The sequence below is a fragment of the uncultured Sphingomonas sp. genome, from assembly GCF_964237155.1.
In the GTDB taxonomy this organism is placed as follows: Bacteria; Pseudomonadota; Alphaproteobacteria; order Sphingomonadales; family Sphingomonadaceae; genus Sphingomonas.
This window is the reverse complement of sequence record NZ_CAXSHH010000055.1, coordinates 1-15838: the sequence shown is the minus strand read 5'-3', so window position 1 is coordinate 15838 and position 15838 is coordinate 1. Positions and strand designations below refer to the sequence as shown.

16 protein-coding genes are annotated in these 15838 nt (G+C 64.0%); 14 read left to right on the top strand and 2 right to left on the bottom strand.

All coding sequences use genetic code 11. The annotated features are described in order from the left end of the window. On the bottom strand, window positions 1-872 hold an 872-nt coding region (locus ACFE71_RS11595), incomplete at its 3' end, for a DDE-type integrase/transposase/recombinase (RefSeq protein WP_375428946.1). Between the two features lie 148 nt (window positions 873-1020). On the opposite strand from ACFE71_RS11595, the gene ACFE71_RS11590 reads away from it, so the two are divergent. From ACFE71_RS11590 to ACFE71_RS11565, 6 genes are all read left to right on the top strand, one after another. Beyond that, window positions 1021-1617: a recombinase family protein gene (locus ACFE71_RS11590; RefSeq protein ID WP_375428945.1), complete on the top strand. Its 597-nt coding sequence runs from the start codon at window positions 1021-1023 to the stop codon at window positions 1615-1617. A 269-nt stretch (window positions 1618-1886) separates the two neighbouring features. After that, window positions 1887-3050, top strand: a complete 1164-nt coding sequence (locus ACFE71_RS11585) for a M1 family aminopeptidase (RefSeq protein WP_375428944.1) — start codon at window positions 1887-1889, stop codon at window positions 3048-3050. 162 nt (window positions 3051-3212) lie between these two features. Beyond that, window positions 3213-3788: a recombinase family protein gene (locus ACFE71_RS11580; protein ID WP_375428943.1), complete on the top strand. Its 576-nt coding sequence runs from the start codon at window positions 3213-3215 to the stop codon at window positions 3786-3788. A gap of 2 nt (window positions 3789-3790) precedes the next feature. Then, window positions 3791-5578 (top strand): class I SAM-dependent DNA methyltransferase, encoded by a 1788-nt coding sequence (locus ACFE71_RS11575; RefSeq protein WP_375428942.1) that lies wholly within the window; start codon window positions 3791-3793, stop codon window positions 5576-5578. Beyond that, on the top strand, window positions 5575-6096 hold the full coding sequence (locus tag ACFE71_RS11570; RefSeq protein ID WP_375428941.1) for a hypothetical protein: 522 nt from the start codon (window positions 5575-5577) through the stop codon (window positions 6094-6096). The genes ACFE71_RS11575 and ACFE71_RS11570 overlap by 4 nt, the downstream gene beginning before the upstream one ends. 37 nt (window positions 6097-6133) lie before the next feature. Further along, on the top strand, window positions 6134-6427 hold the full coding sequence (locus ACFE71_RS11565; RefSeq protein ID WP_375428940.1) for a hypothetical protein: 294 nt from the start codon (window positions 6134-6136) through the stop codon (window positions 6425-6427). 361 nt (window positions 6428-6788) lie between these two features. Here ACFE71_RS11565 and ACFE71_RS11560 read toward each other — a convergent pair whose 3' ends face one another. Beyond that, window positions 6789-7238, bottom strand: coding sequence for a PaaI family thioesterase (locus ACFE71_RS11560; RefSeq protein WP_375428939.1), 450 nt, complete (start codon window positions 7236-7238; stop codon window positions 6789-6791). 281 nt (window positions 7239-7519) lie between these two features. Here ACFE71_RS11560 and ACFE71_RS11555 point away from each other — a divergent pair, with 281 nt between their 5' ends. Genes ACFE71_RS11555 through ACFE71_RS11520 form a run of 8 tightly spaced genes read left to right on the top strand, consistent with a single transcriptional unit; the run spans window position 7520 to window position 15714 of the window. Next, the gene (locus tag ACFE71_RS11555) at window positions 7520-7930 is read left to right on the top strand and encodes a PaaI family thioesterase (RefSeq protein WP_375428938.1); all 411 of its coding nucleotides are present in this window, start codon (window positions 7520-7522) and stop codon (window positions 7928-7930) included. 12 nt (window positions 7931-7942) lie between these two features. Next, complete coding sequence (locus ACFE71_RS11550) at window positions 7943-8938, top strand: acyl-CoA desaturase (RefSeq protein ID WP_375428937.1); 996 nt, start codon at window positions 7943-7945, stop codon at window positions 8936-8938. Continuing rightward, window positions 8935-9216 carry an acyl carrier protein gene (locus ACFE71_RS11545; protein ID WP_375428936.1) on the top strand — a complete coding sequence of 94 codons (282 nt, stop codon included), beginning with the start codon at window positions 8935-8937 and terminating at the stop codon, window positions 9214-9216. The genes ACFE71_RS11550 and ACFE71_RS11545 overlap by 4 nt, the downstream gene beginning before the upstream one ends. After that, entirely contained in the window at window positions 9213-10100 is an 888-nt protein-coding gene (locus tag ACFE71_RS11540) for a class I SAM-dependent methyltransferase (protein ID WP_375428935.1), read from the top strand. The genes ACFE71_RS11545 and ACFE71_RS11540 overlap by 4 nt, the downstream gene beginning before the upstream one ends. Beyond that, a complete protein-coding gene (locus tag ACFE71_RS11535) occupies window positions 10090-11349 on the top strand; it encodes a cytochrome P450 (protein ID WP_375428934.1) in 1260 nt (419 codons plus the stop codon). Before ACFE71_RS11540 ends, ACFE71_RS11535 begins: the two co-directional genes overlap by 11 nt. A gap of 16 nt (window positions 11350-11365) precedes the next feature. Further along, a complete protein-coding gene (locus ACFE71_RS11530; RefSeq protein WP_375428933.1) occupies window positions 11366-13093 on the top strand; it encodes a fatty acyl-AMP ligase in 1728 nt (575 codons plus the stop codon). 39 nt (window positions 13094-13132) lie between these two features. Beyond that, complete coding sequence (locus tag ACFE71_RS11525; protein ID WP_375428932.1) at window positions 13133-14653, top strand: DHA2 family efflux MFS transporter permease subunit; 1521 nt, start codon at window positions 13133-13135, stop codon at window positions 14651-14653. Further along, a complete protein-coding gene (locus ACFE71_RS11520; RefSeq protein ID WP_375428931.1) occupies window positions 14650-15714 on the top strand; it encodes an efflux RND transporter periplasmic adaptor subunit in 1065 nt (354 codons plus the stop codon). Before ACFE71_RS11525 ends, ACFE71_RS11520 begins: the two co-directional genes overlap by 4 nt. Window positions 15715-15838: the final 124 nt, after the last annotated feature.

The following is a 15838-nucleotide window of genomic DNA, read 5'->3' as shown; positions in this document are numbered from 1 at the left end:
TCGTTGAGGATGAGGGTCAGACGCTGCGCGTCGATCGGCTGGGCAAGCTTGCTCAACCGCTCGATCTTGCCGCGCCCTTGCGGACGCGCGACGGCAGAGTAGATCAGGCGAATACGAAGATCGGCCGCAGCCTGTTCGAGGTGGAGGCTGGTGAAATCCGATCCGTGATCGACGTACAGCACATCGGGAATGCCACACACCGGCCATGCCGGATCGACCTTGCGCCAGATCGCCTGTCGCAGCGCGAGCGACGTGTTGAGCGCAGACGGCGCACCGAGGAAAACCATGTAGCCCGCGATCACACGCGAATAGTCGTCCAGCACCGTCGTCAGCCACGGCCGCACCGGGCGGCCGCCTGCATCAAGGATCAGGATATCGAGCTGGGTATGATCGGCTTGCCAGATTGCATTGGGGCGCTCGGCGCGATGCCGATGCACCAACTCGAACTTGTCGCGGAAGGCGGCAGCACCTTCATGTGCCAAGACCAGCATCGCCGGATCGATCCGCCGCACGATATCGCGCACGCTGCCGTAGGACGGCATTCGCCATTCCCGTTCGCCGACGACGCCAGCGAGACGACGATGGATGGTCACGATCGATGGCGGCGGTTTGAGCAGCGCCATACCCTCGATCAGTTCGACCACTTCTTTCGGGAAGATACGCTTGCCGGCTTCCGGTCGGGTGGGACGCGCCAGCCCCGCCGGACCATCGGCACGGTAGCGGGCAAGCCAGCGCCGGGCCGTACGGATCGATATGCCGGCATCGATCGCGGCTTCGCCCAGCGTTACTGCATCATGCAGGTGCCGACGAAGCACGGCCATTCGTTTCGCGACTTCGGCGCTTCCCGGTTCTGGCTTTCGATCATCGGTCATGGTGATCTACCCCGTCCGAAAGAGGATCGTTCAGCGGACGGTCGCTGGCTGACCTGTCGAGGCACGGGAAACCGCCAAAAGCCGAGTCTCACATAGATGGTACTATATCTTTTGCGTTGAGGGACCCCTTTACGTTACAGATTCCGCCATGACACACACGCTGATCGGCTACGCCCGATGCTCCACCGACAAACAGGACCTTGCCGCCCAGCAGGACGCATTGGTCAAGCTCGGCGTCGCGGTCGATCGCATCTACACCGACAAGGGCTTTACCGGGACGAACCGAAACCGCCCCGGTCTGGATCAGGCACTCGCGGCGGTCCGAAGCGGCGACACGCTGGTGGTGCCAAAGCTCGACCGTCTCGCGCGATCGGTGCCGGATGCGAGGGCGATCGGCGACGACCTCGCCATGCGGGGCGTGAAGCTACAGCTTGGAGCCAGTGTCCACGATCCGTCCGACCCGATGGGAAAGCTGTTCTTCAATATCCTCGCGACATTCGCCGAGTTCGAGGCCGACCTGATACGGATGCGGACCCGCGAGGGCATGGCCGTCGCGCGCTCGAAGGGGAAGCTGCGCGGCAAGAAGCCCAAGCTGTCGGATCGTCAGCAGAAGGAGTTGCGTCGCATGTATGACACCGACGATTATTCGATCAGCGATCTTGCGGAAGTGTTCTCGATATCGCGGCCGACCGTGTACCGGACGCTTGGACGCCAACCTTCCGCGCCTGCGGCAAAGCCGACGTGATCCTGCCACGACCGCGCCTAGGTGTTGGCCCCCATCGATAGAAGCCATAGGTTGGCTCATTAGCCGAGCCATATAAAGGGGCGTCAGTGATCCGCAGAATGTTGGCGCCATCGTTGGCCGGGACTGCTCTGGGGTTACTGTGCAGCCCTGCGGTCGCCGCCAACACGCCTGGCGATGGATTCGAGGTGGCGAGCTACAGGCTCGCGCTTACCCCGGACATCCGGAACAGGACCGTCGCGGGACGTGAGAGGATCACGCTACGCGCGACGGTGGATGGCGTCCGGCGGCTGAACTTCTCCGCCAACGCTCTCGGCATCGACAGTGCAACCCTCGATGGCGTGGCGCTCGCCCACACCGTGGAAGGCGATGTGCTCGGCTTCGACCTGCCCCGGCCGCTCCGGCGTGGACGCACCGTCAAGCTGGAGTTGTCCTATCATGGCCGCCCTGCACGTGGGTTCACCGGCTCGGCGACGACGCTCTACACCAGCTATTTCGCCTGCGACTGGATGGTCTGTCCCCAGAACAAGTTCGGCGAGAAGGCGGCCTTCTCGCTCGATCTGCGTGTCCCGGCCGGGATGACCAGCTTGTCGGTCGGCAGCATGATCGCAAGGCGACCGGGACCGGACGGGAGCGAAATCCATCGCTGGAAAGCGCCCCGGCCCTACTCGGCCTATCTTTATGGCTTTGCGGTGGGGCGATTTACGCGGGTCAGCGAACGGGCCGGATCAAAAAGGCTTACTTATCTAAGCGATACTGCCGACGCGGGCGAGCTGAAACGACGCTTGGCAGGGACAAGGGAGATGGTCGCCTTTCTCTCCGCCAAGGCGGGCGTGCCGCTTCCCGTTGCCGACTACAGCCAGCTTCTGGTCGAAGGCCATGAGGCGCAGGAGGCGGCGACATACTCCGTCCTCGGCACCGATGCGCTGCCGACGCAGCCAGATGATCCGTCGCAGGATTGGGCGATCGTACACGAACTCACCCATCAATGGTGGGGCAATCTGATCACGTGCGAAACGCTCAAGGACTTCTGGCTGAACGAGGGTATCACGACCTTCATGACGGCCGCGTGGAAGGAGCATCGCTACGGCCGCGTCGCCTATGAAGCCGAACTCAATGCAGCCAGGAGCCGGCTCGAAAAGGCGCGAGCGATGGGCTTCGACAAGCCGCTGGCTTGGAACGGCACCTACCCTACATTAGGCATCCGACGAGCGATTCACTACAGCAAAGGCGCGCTGTTTATGGCGCAGCTTCGGGCCATGCTAGGCGATGCCGCGTTCTGGTCGGGCCTGCGTCACTACACCCGTGACCATGCGGGCGGCACGGTTACGAGCATCGATCTGGAGCGAGCGATGGAGGCATCAAGCGGCCAGGACTTGCGTCCACTTTTCGCCGAATGGGTGTTCGGTAACGGCCTTTCGGGTCGGCAGCGGTAATAGCCTGTCCCGTGATGACATTTACCGCTGACAGAACCGTGCCAATTAGCGCTGATATCTACAACCGAGGTCGCTGAAACGGCCCGTCTGGCTTCCGAAAACCGTCCCTTGTTTGTTCCTCCGAAATCGGGCTAGGTCACGTTGAGTTTTCGGAGAAGGCCCTTGCTCGTCGGCTACGCCCGCGTGTCCACCCGCGACCAGTCCCCCGCCTTGCAGCTCGACGCCTTGCGCGAAGCCGGGTGCGACCGCGTGTTCATGGAGAAGGCGTCGGGCGCGCAGCGCGACCGGCCGGAGTTGAAGGCGGCGCTCGACTATCTGCGTCCCGGCGACACGCTGGCGGTGTGGAAGCTGGACCGGCTGGCGCGCTCCGTTCGGCAGCTCGTGGAAACGGCCGAAGATCTCGCCAAGCGCGAGATCGGCCTTCGTGTGCTCACCCAGGCTATCGACACCACCAGCCCCGGCGGGCGGCTCGTGTTCCACGTTTTCGCGGCCGTAGCGGAGTTCGAGCGCGAGTTGACCCTAGAGCGCACCCACGCCGGACTTGCCCACGCACGAGCTTTGGGCAGGCGCGGCGGACGCAAACCGGCGATGGGGCCTGCCGAGATCAAGCGCGCCAAGGCCATGCTTGCCGATCCGACCATCACCGTCGAGGAGGTCGCAGCGCAGATCGGGGTGCAGCCGTCGACACTCTACCGGCACATACCGGGCGGGCATAGCTCGCTCGCGCAGGCGGCTTGACCGTGGCGCGCAGTCTCGCGCCCGCTCTCCCGCTTAGCAGACCTGCAGACCTAGAGGGGCAACGCTACGAGCTGGCGCGCGCGCGTCAGCTCGCGCGGGCATGGGCGCAGACTTTGCCCGAACCCCGGCGTCGCGACATGGCGGCACTGTTCACCCGCGCCGCGCTCGACACCTACCGGCTGCAGGCCCGGCCCCATGCCAGGCTCAGCCCCCCGTTCGCCCAGCCCTACGGCCAGCTCGACATTGCCGTTGCCGAACTGGCGCGGGCTGTTGGACGCGAGGCCGCGCCGCTCCCGATCGGCGAGGCCGTCTATTTCCTGACCGGGCTCTACACGACGTTGCTCGCAACACGAGAGCGCGGCGTGTTGGGGGCGTTCTACACCCCGCCCGCGCTTGCTACGCGGTTGCTCGACATGGCCGAGGAGCAGGGCATCGACTGGACCAGGGCGCGCGTGCTCGACCCGGCCAGCGGGGGGGGCGCGTTCCTGCTACCCGCGGCCGAGCGCATGATCGTCGCCCTCCCCGCGGCCGACCCCGCATTCGTGTTACGGCAGATCGGCACGCGGCTGCAGGGGTTGGAGCTGGACCCCTACGCGGCCGGGTTCGGGCAGAACGCGATTGAGCTGTTGCTGGCGGACGTGACCGCGGCTGCAGGTCGCGACGCACCGATCGTGGTGCGCGTCGCCGACACGCTTGAGGAGCCGCCTGTAGCCCGCTTCGACCTCGTGATCGGCAACCCGCCCTATGGGCGCGTCACCCTCACCCCCGAGCAGCGCCGGCGCTTCGCGCGCGGGCTCTACGGCCATGCCAACCTCTACGGCGTGTTCACCGACATAGCCGTGCGCTGGACCAAGAAGGGCGGCACGATCGCCTATCTGACCCCAACAAGCTTCCTATCCGGCCACTATTACTCCGCGCTTCGCGAGCTGATCGCCAAGGAAGCCCCGCCCGCCGCGATCGACTTCGTTCATGCCCGTCGCGGCGTGTTCGAGGACGTGCTGCAGGAGACGTTGCTTGCCGCCTATCGGCGCGGCGCGAAGCCCGGCCGTGCCCAGGTTCACTATGTCCAGGTGGCGAGCGAGCGCGAAGCGCGCGTAATCCGCAACGGCACCATCGGCCTCCCCTCCCCCGCGTCGCAGCCTTGGCTTGCTCCACGCGAGCCGCGACATAGCGGCTTGATCGCCGCAGCCGAGGCGATGCCCGCCCGGCTTGCCAATTGGGGCTACAGCGTGTCGACCGGGCCGTTAGTGTGGAACCGCTTCAAAGGGCAGATGCGCGACCGCGCCGGACGCGGCGCACACCCACTGATATGGGCCGAGGCGGTGACGTCGGACGGCCGGTTCATGTTCCGCGCCGAGAAGCGCAACCACTCCCCCTATTTTAAGATGGAACGCGGCGACGCTTGGCTGTTGGTGGAGGAGGCTTGCGTTCTCGTTCAGCGCACGACCGCCAAGGAGCAGGCACGCCGGTTAATCGCGGCCGAGCTGCCGGCCGAGTTCATCGCTCAGCATGGCGGCGTGGTGGTGGAGAACCACTTGAATATGGTGCGGCCGACTGCGCGCCCAGCCGTGTCGCCGGCGACGGTCGCAGCCGTGTTGAACAGTAAGGTCGCCGACCAGCTATTCCGGTGCATCAACGGCAGTGTTGCCGTCTCCGCGTTCGAGATGGAGGCACTTCCCCTGCCCTCTCCCGCCGCCATGCGGGGCGTTGAGGCGCTGGTCGGCAGCGGTGCCTGCAGCGCGGCGATCGAGGACGAGCTGGCGCGGCTCTACGGGCAGGCCCCGGCATGATCGCACTTGCAACGCGTGAGGAGGTTCACGCCCGGCTGCAGGCCATATTTCCAGACGGCACGCCCAACCGGGCCTATCTGACCCGGATGCTGGCGGCGAGTGCGGTGTTCACCGCGCTCTACGTCGACGCGATCGAGGGCAGCGGGACGTTTCTTGGACCCAAGCACGTTTATCGTATGACCGACGAACAGGCCGCCCAGGTCGATAATGCGACCCGCGCCGCCTACGCGACTGGTGTTCTCCGCACCGGAAGCCGCATCGAGGGCCGGCGCTGGTATCAGGATAACACGCGCGAACCCATCCGCGACGATCCCGCCTTCGGCATCCAGCGTTACCTTGGCCGGTACGGCGTCGTCTGGCGGCTCTGCCGCACCTTCGACGATCATTGCTACGTCTTCTTCGATCCCGTGGGCGGCGAACGCAGCGCCAAAATCGAGTTCGCAGAGCTGCGCGATCTCGAGCCGGTGCGCGGACCCAACACCGGACGCACAGAGGAGAGGACGCTTTCGCGCTGGTGAGCGGTCGATCCCCGGCCGCCCTTCACCGGAGCGTGCCATGACCATGACGACCTCGCTTGATGAAACCTCGATGTCGAACATCCCGGCGACACCGCAATGGACCGACGATGAGCTCCGGACGCTGGTCAGCTTCCGCAAACGGCACGGACGCCGCTGGAAGAGCAAATTGCTCGATCTCTACCTGTTCGGCAAAGACGATTCCGAGCCCGATGGAGCCGGTCTGCGCCGCATCCGCAACCGACACGGACCGAGCCGTGTTCACGCGCTGAAGACGTCCGCTCTCGACGCTGCGGAAGCCCGCCTCTCGGCCGAGCCGGGGCGACCGTCATGAGGCTCTACGGCCTCACCATCCGCGATCGCGCGCATTATGCCGGCACGCAAGCCGACGCGCGCGCTGAAACGCGACACCGGAGCCACCTGGACCGAGGTGGAGGTGCCGACCGACGAGACCGGCCTCCTCGCCTTCCTCAACGAAAACGTCCCAGGTTTGCCCGGACCGATCACTCCGGCGCCCGCGCCGGTAGCCGCAAACGCGCCCGCTGAGCAGGAAACTCCTCCCCCGACCGCGCTCGACGCGACAAGCGTCCTCGCCCGGATAGACAACCCGAACCTGGGGATCGGGGGTCTGAGTAGCAACGGAACAGAAAACCTACACAAGGCGGGGCTGCAAAGCCGGGGTCGACAATCGAGTTCTATCGATTGCCGCCTAGCCGGGTTATCGTGGACAAGGCGACGGCGACCAGCACGAAAGATCCCTCGACGCCCGAGAAGACCTCTGCGCGTGCGGTAACCTGCCGGCCGGTGACCTTGATCACCTCGCCGCGCCCCACTAGGATCGGGCCTTTGGCCGGCGCAAGCAGATTGATCTTGTACTCCGCAGTGACGACGTCGCCGGCGGCTGACGCTGCGGCCCAGGCACAAGCGCTGTCGGCAAGGAACCCGAGGACCGCGCCATGCGCGAAGCCGTGGTGCTGGGTGACCGCCTGCGTGAACGGAATGCTCAGTTCTACCTTGCCAAAGGCATAGTGCGTGAGTGTGGCACCCAACAATTGGGCAAAGGGCGTGTTCGCCACCGCCGCTTCCAGAGTCTCACGTGGCACTACCGGCATCTCCGGTACATTCGTCGCCTTCAGGTCGCTCATCCCGTCCTCCATGGCCGTGGCTGGTTGCAATCAAATGCGGATCGGCCCTGCTATTCGACACGGCCGTGTGTCGTCAGGCTAGGGATGAACTGCAGTCTTTGCCAATTGTGTACCACATACGAGCCTTCTTATCGAGAAACAGCGATATCCGTTTTTCAAACCATCGAGCGAAAGGTATGGGCCAATTGCGCTGTCACCATCGTCAAAGAATTGACTCAAGAAGGCTTGTACGATAAACTCATTTTCGCGAAGCGCGGCGGTCGGCTTAAGGCGACGAGGCAATGAGCATCGAGACCCCCAACGGCTATGTTGTGTGGGACAGGACCAGTCCATTTCTGGACCTGATAGGCCCGATCTACATACGTCGTGAAGCGAATATTGCTTTGGCGCTGCGTCTCGACGAGAGGCATGTCAATCGAAGGGGCTTTGCCCATGGCGGATTGCTAACGAGCGTCGCGGATGTTGCTCTGGGTTATGCCGGGGCGCTGACGACTGACCCGCCCACCGCACTGGTGACGGTGAATCTCTCAGTCGATTTCATAAGTTCAGCGAAATTGGGTGCTTGGGTCGAGTTCACGTCCGAGCCGCCGCGCGTTGGATCTCGGCTCGCCTTCGCGAACGGCGCGATCTTGGCCGATGGCAGGGCGGTGGCGCGGACGAGCGCAGTATTTGCCGTACAGACGGCGGCTTGACGAGATGGGAATATGGACATGAATTTCCAGACGACAGGCGACGAGATGGTGCCGGGCACGCAGGCGCTCGGTTTCGATCCGAGCGTCCAGCCTAAGCGTGGGGTGATCGAAAGCCCCTATATCTACCGTCAGCAGCGGCGGCATTTCCTCCTACTGGACGTGCTACCGAACGTTGCGGCGGCAATTGCCGTCGTGCTGGCGTTCTTCCGTCCCGTCGGCTGGCCCGAGATCAGCGTGTTGGTCGTGATGTGGGCGGTGACTGGCCTTGGCATCACCGCGGGATATCATCGGCATTTCACGCATCTCGCTTTCAAGGCGACGCCTGCGGTGCAGGTCGGCCTTGCGATCGCGGGGGCAATGGCGGGGCAAGGTGGGGTCATATCGTGGGTCGCCATCCACCGTCGCCATCATCAGTATAGCGACCAGGAGGGTGATCCGCATTCGCCCAACCTTGCGGCCCGCGGATGGCGTGGACAGCTGCGCGGCCTTACGCATTCGCATTTCACCTGGATGGCGCGCCACGCCTATCCCAACCCGGCGCATTATGCGAAGGACTTGCTCCGTAATGCACCGGTATGTTGGGTCAACCGGCATTATTATCGATGGGTCGTGCTCGGCATCGTGGCACCGGCGGTCGCGGTGGCGTTGATCGAACGGTCGCCCTGGGGTTTACTAACCGGCGCGCTATGGGGCGGCGGTCTCCGGATCGCACTGCTCGGCCACACGATCTGGGCGATCAATTCGGTTCTACACACCGTCGGACAGCGTCCCCACGAAACCGATGACAACAGCCACAACAGCGCAGTCTTTGGATTGCTGACGTTTGGGGAGTCCTTCCACAATAACCACCACGCCTATCCGCGATCCGCCTCCTTTGGCCTCCACCGTGCGTGGCTCGATCCTGGGTATTGGCTGATCCGATTGCTTGCGGCCGGCGGTCTCGCCTGGGACGTCTGGACGCCGCCGCGGAACGAGGGAACCACCTCACGCAGGACAGAAAAACTATGACATACGCAACGATTGGGACGGCCACCGATATCCTGGCCTGGATGAAGGATTATATCGCCAACCTGACGGGGACGACGCCGGATAGAATCCCAGAGCATGCCACCGTTGACGATTTAGGGATCGACTCGGCGCAGTCGGTGAACATGTTGGCTGAGATGGAAGAGTGGTTACAGCTCCCAAATGAGATATCGCCAGAGATGTTGTTCGAGGGCGGCACCGTCGCTGACATCGCCGACCAAGTCGCAACCGTCGTCCACATTGCACGCGTACAGTCGTGAGCGACGCGCCGGCCATCGAACCCGGCGGTTCTGCGCCGGCGATCCGCCATCATTACGATGTCGGGAACGACTTCTATGCGGCATGGCTAGATCCCTCGATGACCTATTCATCTGCGATGTGGGACGGGTTGCCTGACGATGCTTCCTTGGAAGCGGCGCAGGCGCGCAAGCTGCGCTACCATGCCGAGGCACTGGGTGCCGGGCCGGGCATGCGCATCCTCGACATCGGATGCGGCTGGGGCTCGATGATGCGCACGCTGATCGGCGAGTTCGGCGCGAGAGAGTGCGTCGGACTTACCATGAGCGAGCAGCAGGCGGCCGCCATTGCGGCGAACCAACCGGCCGGTATCCAAGTCGTCCTACGAAACTGGCATGATTTCACGCCCGATGGGCCGTTCGACGGCGTGGTGTCGATCGGTGCGTTCGAGCATTTTGCCCATCCCGAGCAATCGGTCGAGGAACGGCGTGAGATTTACCGGAGATTCTTCAAATCCTGCCTCGATTGGACCAATGGCGGCGGACGATTATCGCTGCAGACCATCGCTTACGGCACCATGCGTCCCGCCGAAAGCAATCCGTTCATCACCGAAGAGATCTTTCCTGCAGCCGAATTGCCGACGCTCGAAGACATTGTCGTTGCCAGCGACGGCCTGTTCCACATCATGAGGCTGCGTAACGACGGCCGCGATTACGCGCGCACCTGCGAAATCTGGGCAAGACAACTGCGAGCTGCGGCGGCGCGCGGGGAGGTGCCCGGCGATCCGGAACTCATTGCTCGGTATCAGCGCTATCTACTAATCTCGGCTGCTGGTTTCCGGATGCGGCGGATTGACCTTTTGCGCATCCGCTTCGACCCGATCAAGCGATCTACGTATGGAACCTGATGGTCGGGCGGTCGCGCCGCGTCTGCCCCGCTTCAATCCGTTTCAGCCCGGCTTCCGCGCGAACCCTTATCCGGCTTACACGGCGCTCAGGACGCATAACCCTGTGCATCAAAGCCTAGGCCGGTGGGTGGTCACCCGTCACACCGACGTACGTCGCCTGATGATGGATCGAACACTGAGCGTTGGTCACGTGCCGGCCACGCTGCGTGCGCTCGCCGAGCGCAACGGCGACCTTACGGCCGGGCGCGTGCTGGAATTTGCAGAAAAGTCGATCGTGTTCACCGATGGTGCCGAGCATCGGCGGCTACGTAAGGCAGTGTCGCCGTTCTTCTCGCCCGCCGCGCTATCTGCGTTGCGCAAGACCTTTGCCGACCTCTGCGGCGAGATCGTGGTAGGCCTACTGGCACACGGCGGCGAGATTGACATAGTCGAGGCCTTTGCTCAGGCCGTTCCCGATCGGTTGCTGGGGCATTTGTTCGCGCTAGACGACAAAGGGGTGGGCGACGTGCGCCGGGGTACTGGCATCATCCGCAAGCTCCTTGAGCCGCGGGCGGCGAGCGGCGCGGAGATAGAGGAGGCTGTGGCCAGCCTCGATACTGTTCTCGCTGCCTTCGCAAGAGGGCGGCAACGGCTTGGCGACGATCGTAATGCCGGCCCAGGCATGATGCTGCGCCTGCTCGACGGACTCGGTCAGTCGGGCGGTCCGTTGCAGGCGGCGGAAACCGAACTGATGGCAGTCATGGTCTATGTCGCCGGACTAGAAACGACCGCAGGGCTTATCGCGAATGCTTGCCTCGCCCTAGCCGAGCATCCCGGGGAGCAACGCGTGCTGCGTCGCGATCCCGCCCGCGCCGAAGCCGTGGTGCGCGAGACGCTGCGGCATGAGGCCCCGTTGCAATTAACGATGCGCACGGCAGTGGCGCCGATCGTAATGCCGGAGGTAACGATTCCTGAAGGTGCGACCATCCTGCTGTGCCTGGGATCGGCCAACCGCGACGAGGAAGCCTACGAGGAGCCGAATCGCTTCTTGGTCGATCGCGCGGGACCCCCACACCTCGCGTTTGGGACCGGGCTTCACGCGTGCCTCGGCGCGGTGCTCGCGCAGTTGGAGGCCGAGGCAGCGGTCACCGTCCTGGTCGGGGCTGCCGAGCTTGAACGGGCCGGTGACGGCGAGCTCGATTGGAGCGCGCGCAGCACGTTGCTGCGGATGCCCGAGCGCCTGCCGATGACGCTGCGGCATGTCAGCTGAGCCACGCGCAGCACCGTTGCGTTTCGTTCCCGTCGTCGATGTTATACTCGCTAACGCCGAGCGCTGGCCGTGTCGCGCCTCGCTGATTCAGGACGAAGGCACCGGTCCCGTTCAGCAGCTAACCTATGCCGAGCTGGCGATCGCGGTCAAAGCGGGCGGCGCCGCGATCCGTGCGCGTGGCTGGTCGGGGCAGCGCGTCGGGCTACTGTTCTCCCCGGGCATCGAGGTCGCCGTTGCGATGCTTGCCTGTCTTGCCGCTGACGCCGTCGCGGTGCCGATCGCGCCCACCGGCCGTCGGCGCGAGCGCCTGGCCAATGTCGTCGCAATCTTGCGCGACTGCGCGCCGGCGGTCGTCCTCCACGATGCGGTAATGGGCCGGCAATATGGCAGCGAACTCGATGCCGCCGCTGCGGCGTGCGACGTCGCCTTGTGGGACTGGCGTGACCTTGAGATGACGGAAACTGACGCAGTGTCAACGCCCGCGGCTCCTGGCGATCTCGCCATCCTGCAATATACGTCCGGATCGACCAGCCGCCCGAAGGGCGTGATGATAACCCATGGCAACATCAGCGCCAACCAACAAATGATCCGGACCGCGTTCGGTCACGACGAGAATTCCAGCTTCGTCGGCTGGGCACCGCATTTCCACGATCAGGGATTGTTCGGCAACATCCTGCAACCGCTGTTCCTCGGCACGACGGCGGTGCTCGCCTCGCCTGCCGCGTTCATCCAGCGCCCGCTGATGTGGATCGAGTTGGTCGGCCGCTATGGCGCGCATACCAGCGGCGGTCCCGATTTCGCTTACGCGCTATGCGTCGAGCATGCCGAACGGCGCGGCCTGCCGGCGGTCGATTTGTCCGGCTGGCGAGTGGCCTTTAACGGTGCCGAGCCGATCCGCGAAACCACGATGGCGCGATTTTCCGCGTGCTTCGGTGCGATCGGCTTTCGTCCCGAGTCATTCCTGCCCTGCTACGGACTGGCAGAATGTACCTTGCTGGCAACGGGCCGGCGATCATCGCTGCCGCCGATTCTGCGGACAGTCGAAACGGACGCGACGACGGAGCTGGACGGCGTGAAGGCGGTGTGTTGCGGCCCTGCCACCGATCATTGCGACGTCCGGATCGTTGATGCGGGAACCGGCGTCGCTCAACCCGACGGCGAGGCGGGGGAGATCTGGCTGGCCGGGCCGCACGTCGCCGCCGGCTATTGGGGGCAACCGGCCGACGAGACCTTCATGGCGACGCTGGCAACGGGTGAGGGGCCTTTTCTCAGGACTGGCGACATCGGCACGGTTACGCCCGAAGGTCTGTACGTGATCGGACGGGCCAAAGATCTCATTATCGTGCGCGGCCGCAATTTTGCGCCAAGCGACGTCGAGCAGGTGTGGGAACAACTCGCCGATCGCGCCGGCCCCGCCCCGTCCGCGGCGGTGCAGGTCGAACATGACGGCCGGTCGCATGTTGTCCTGGTTGCGGAAATCGACCGTGCGGGGCGACAGGACGACTCTGCCCCAGGTGATGAGGTCGAACGCTGGGCGGCAGCACTGCGCCAGGCCGCGCTGCATCGTCTCGACCTGTCGGTGTCCGACCTAATACTCGTTCCGCCCGCAGCTATTCCCCGAACGACGAGCGGCAAAATCCGGCGGGCGGCGGTACGGCAGGCAATTACGGAGGGTGCGGTGCCGATTGTGGCGGCGGCGGGACCGCTCGCGGGCCGGCTGATGGCAGCGGCTGCCGCGCAATGACAGCGTCAGCCGCGCAATCACAGCGTCGCCCGAACGATAATGACTGAGCGCGTCAAATTCATCGGCTTCGCGGCGACGGCCCTCGGAATGTTCATGGCGTTGTTCGACGTCCAAATCGTTGCCGCGAGCCTCGGCGACATTCAGGGCGGACTAGCCGGCAGCCCCGACGAGGTGTCGTGGACCCAGACGTCTTATCTGATCGCCGAAGTGGTGATGATCCCGCTGTCGGGCTGGTTGGCCGCAGCGTTTTCGACGCGATGGGTGTATACAGCATCGACTGCGGGCTTCACCCTGATGAGCATCGCGTGCGGACTTTCCCAGTCGGTGGAGATGCTGATAGCCTGCCGCGTGGGCCAGGGGTTTTTCGGCGGCGCGCTGGTTACTCTGGCTTTCTCGACCGGCTATGGCCAATTCACTGGGGCCAAGGCCACGATCGTACCTATCGCGTTGGGACTCGCCGCCAATCTCGCCCCCGTGCTCGGACCGACGATCGGCGGCTGGATCACCACGACCTTCTCGTGGCGATGGATTTTCTTAATCAACGTGGTGCCGGGAATCATTATTCTGTGGATCGTACCGCGCTTCGTCCGGGTCGACCGACCGCAACTGCACATGCTGCGCGGGTTCGACGCTTTGTCGATCCCATTTATCGTCGTCGCGCTCGGGGGGCTGCAATATATTCTTGAGACGGGTGCCAGCGAGGGTTGGTTCAATTCTGACAAGATCGTCTGGTCCGCCTGGGCAGTCGCGTTTTCCGCAGCCTTCGCGCTGTACCGCGGGTTGACCCACTCACGTCCGGTCCTCGATTTCCGCGCAATGGCGAACCGCAACTTCGCGCTGGCCTCAATCTTGTCGTTCATCCTAGGAATCGGACTTTATGGCTTCATCTACCTACTGCCGCTGTTTCTTGGGCGGATCAGAGGCTATAACGCCGTACAGGTCGGCCAGGCGATCGCAGTCATCGGCGTTTTCCAGATCGTTTCGATGATTTTGGTCATGCCGCTAATGCGTCGAGTGGACCTACGCCTACTGCTGGGCGCAGGGTTCCTGGCATTCGCGACCAGCATCGTCCTGATGACTCCGATAACTGCGGAGTGGAGCGAACGGGAATTGCTGCTGGGCGAAGCGTTGCGGGGCACCGCCGGTATGTTTGTGGCGGTGCCGATCAGCAATCTGGCGCTGATGGGGCTGTCTGCCGACCGGCTCAAGATGGCGAGCGGATTGTTCAATCTGATGCGCAATCTGGGTGGTGCCATCGGCATTGCGCTGCTGTCGACCGTCCTGATCGAGAGTCGGGCGACCAACGAGGCCGATATCGCAGTACGTATGCGGAGCGCGGACCCTGCCGTCCATGCCGCGTTGGAACGGCGCGAAGACTTGCTCGCTTCCTACAGTAGCGACGACGAGGTGAACGCGATGCGTGCCAAAGTGCTAGTGCAACGGATAGTCGAGCGCGAAGCGACAGTTATGAGCTTCGCCAACGCGCTCTGGGCGATGGCAGGCTCCTTCGTGTTCGGGCTGCTGCTGGTGCCGTGGTTCAAGATCCGGCGCACCGAATGACCGCCGAACTCGAACCGCCGATACCGACACTGATGCCAAAGCGGCGGCACCTCCTGCTGCTCGCTATGCCCGTGTTCGTCGCATTGGCGGCACTCGGCTACGGTGCCTATTGGTGGCTGGAAGGTAGGTTTCGCGAAAGTACAGACAATGCCTACGTCGCCGCCGACATGGTCATCGTGGCGCCGAAGATTGCGGGCTATGTGGTCGACCTGCCGGCCAAGGAGAACCATCCGATCAGAGCCGGCGACGTCTTGTTCCGAGTCGACCCGGCCGATTTCCACGCCAGTGAATCCGAAGCCGTGGCGCAGGCGGAAACTCAACGGCGCGTGATCGCCAGTTTCGCTGCATCGACTGCGATGCAGCGCCAACGGGCCGCGGCCGCCCAAGCGCAGGTGCAACGCGCAGCGGCCCAGACGGTCGTTGCCGCCCAGGACGCAGACTCGACCCGCGAGCTCATCGCCCGCGGTGTCCTTCCACGCCGACGCGCCGATGCCGTTGAGGGTGCGCTCGCGGCGGCGGAAGCCTCGCTTTCGGCTGCCCGGGCTGACGCGGAAGCGGCGCAGCAGCAGCTGATCCTGGTGGGTTCTCAGCGCTCGGCGGCCCAGTCGACGCTCGCGGAAGCGCAGGCTCGGCTGGCGTCCCGGCGGCTTGACCTCACCCGAACGGTGGTGCGCGCGCCAGTCAGCGGGATTGTCGCCAACCGGCTTGTGCGCGCGGGACAATATGTGCGGCCAGGTACGATCGCGCTGCAGATCGTGCCGCTTGGCCACGTCTACGTGATCGCCAATTTCAAGGAAACGCAGGTCAAGAACCTACGGATCGGCTTGCCGGTTGACATCGTCGTGGATGCGTTTCCCGCCCAGCATTTCTCTGGCCGTATCGCCAGCTTGTCACCGGCGACCGGCTCGCAGTTCAGCCTGATCCCGGCGGAGAATGCGACTGGGAACTTTACCAAGATTGTCCAACGTATTCCTGTGCGCATCGAGATTTCTGACCGCGCCGCGATTAAGGCACGGCTAGCTCCAGGCATGTCCGTCGAGATCACGGTGGACGTGCGCTAAGCTGATTGGTCAGCAGGGAAGGCGTGCAATCAATATCGATGGTCCTACAGCAGCGCTCAATATGGGATCTGGCCCCTGTACATTATCCGGACATGGATTCACGGTAGCCGCGTGAGGTGATCAG

Excerpts from the sequence above, each read along its gene's own strand:
- ACFE71_RS11590 (WP_375428945.1), top strand. The coding sequence starts at position 1,021 with ATGACACACACGCTGATCGGCTACGCCCGATGCTCCACCGACAAACAG.
- ACFE71_RS11570 (WP_375428941.1), top strand. The coding sequence starts at position 5,575 with ATGATCGCACTTGCAACGCGTGAGGAGGTTCACGCCCGGCTGCAGGCC.
- ACFE71_RS11565 (WP_375428940.1), top strand. The coding sequence starts at position 6,134 with ATGACCATGACGACCTCGCTTGATGAAACCTCGATGTCGAACATCCCG.
- ACFE71_RS11560 (WP_375428939.1), bottom strand. The coding sequence starts at position 7,238 with ATGAGCGACCTGAAGGCGACGAATGTACCGGAGATGCCGGTAGTGCCA.
- ACFE71_RS11555 (WP_375428938.1), top strand. The coding sequence starts at position 7,520 with ATGAGCATCGAGACCCCCAACGGCTATGTTGTGTGGGACAGGACCAGT.
- ACFE71_RS11550 (WP_375428937.1), top strand. The coding sequence starts at position 7,943 with ATGGACATGAATTTCCAGACGACAGGCGACGAGATGGTGCCGGGCACG.
- ACFE71_RS11545 (WP_375428936.1), top strand. The coding sequence starts at position 8,935 with ATGACATACGCAACGATTGGGACGGCCACCGATATCCTGGCCTGGATG.
- ACFE71_RS11535 (WP_375428934.1), top strand. The coding sequence starts at position 10,090 with ATGGAACCTGATGGTCGGGCGGTCGCGCCGCGTCTGCCCCGCTTCAAT.
- ACFE71_RS11525 (WP_375428932.1), top strand. The coding sequence starts at position 13,133 with ATGACTGAGCGCGTCAAATTCATCGGCTTCGCGGCGACGGCCCTCGGA.
- ACFE71_RS11520 (WP_375428931.1), top strand. The coding sequence starts at position 14,650 with ATGACCGCCGAACTCGAACCGCCGATACCGACACTGATGCCAAAGCGG.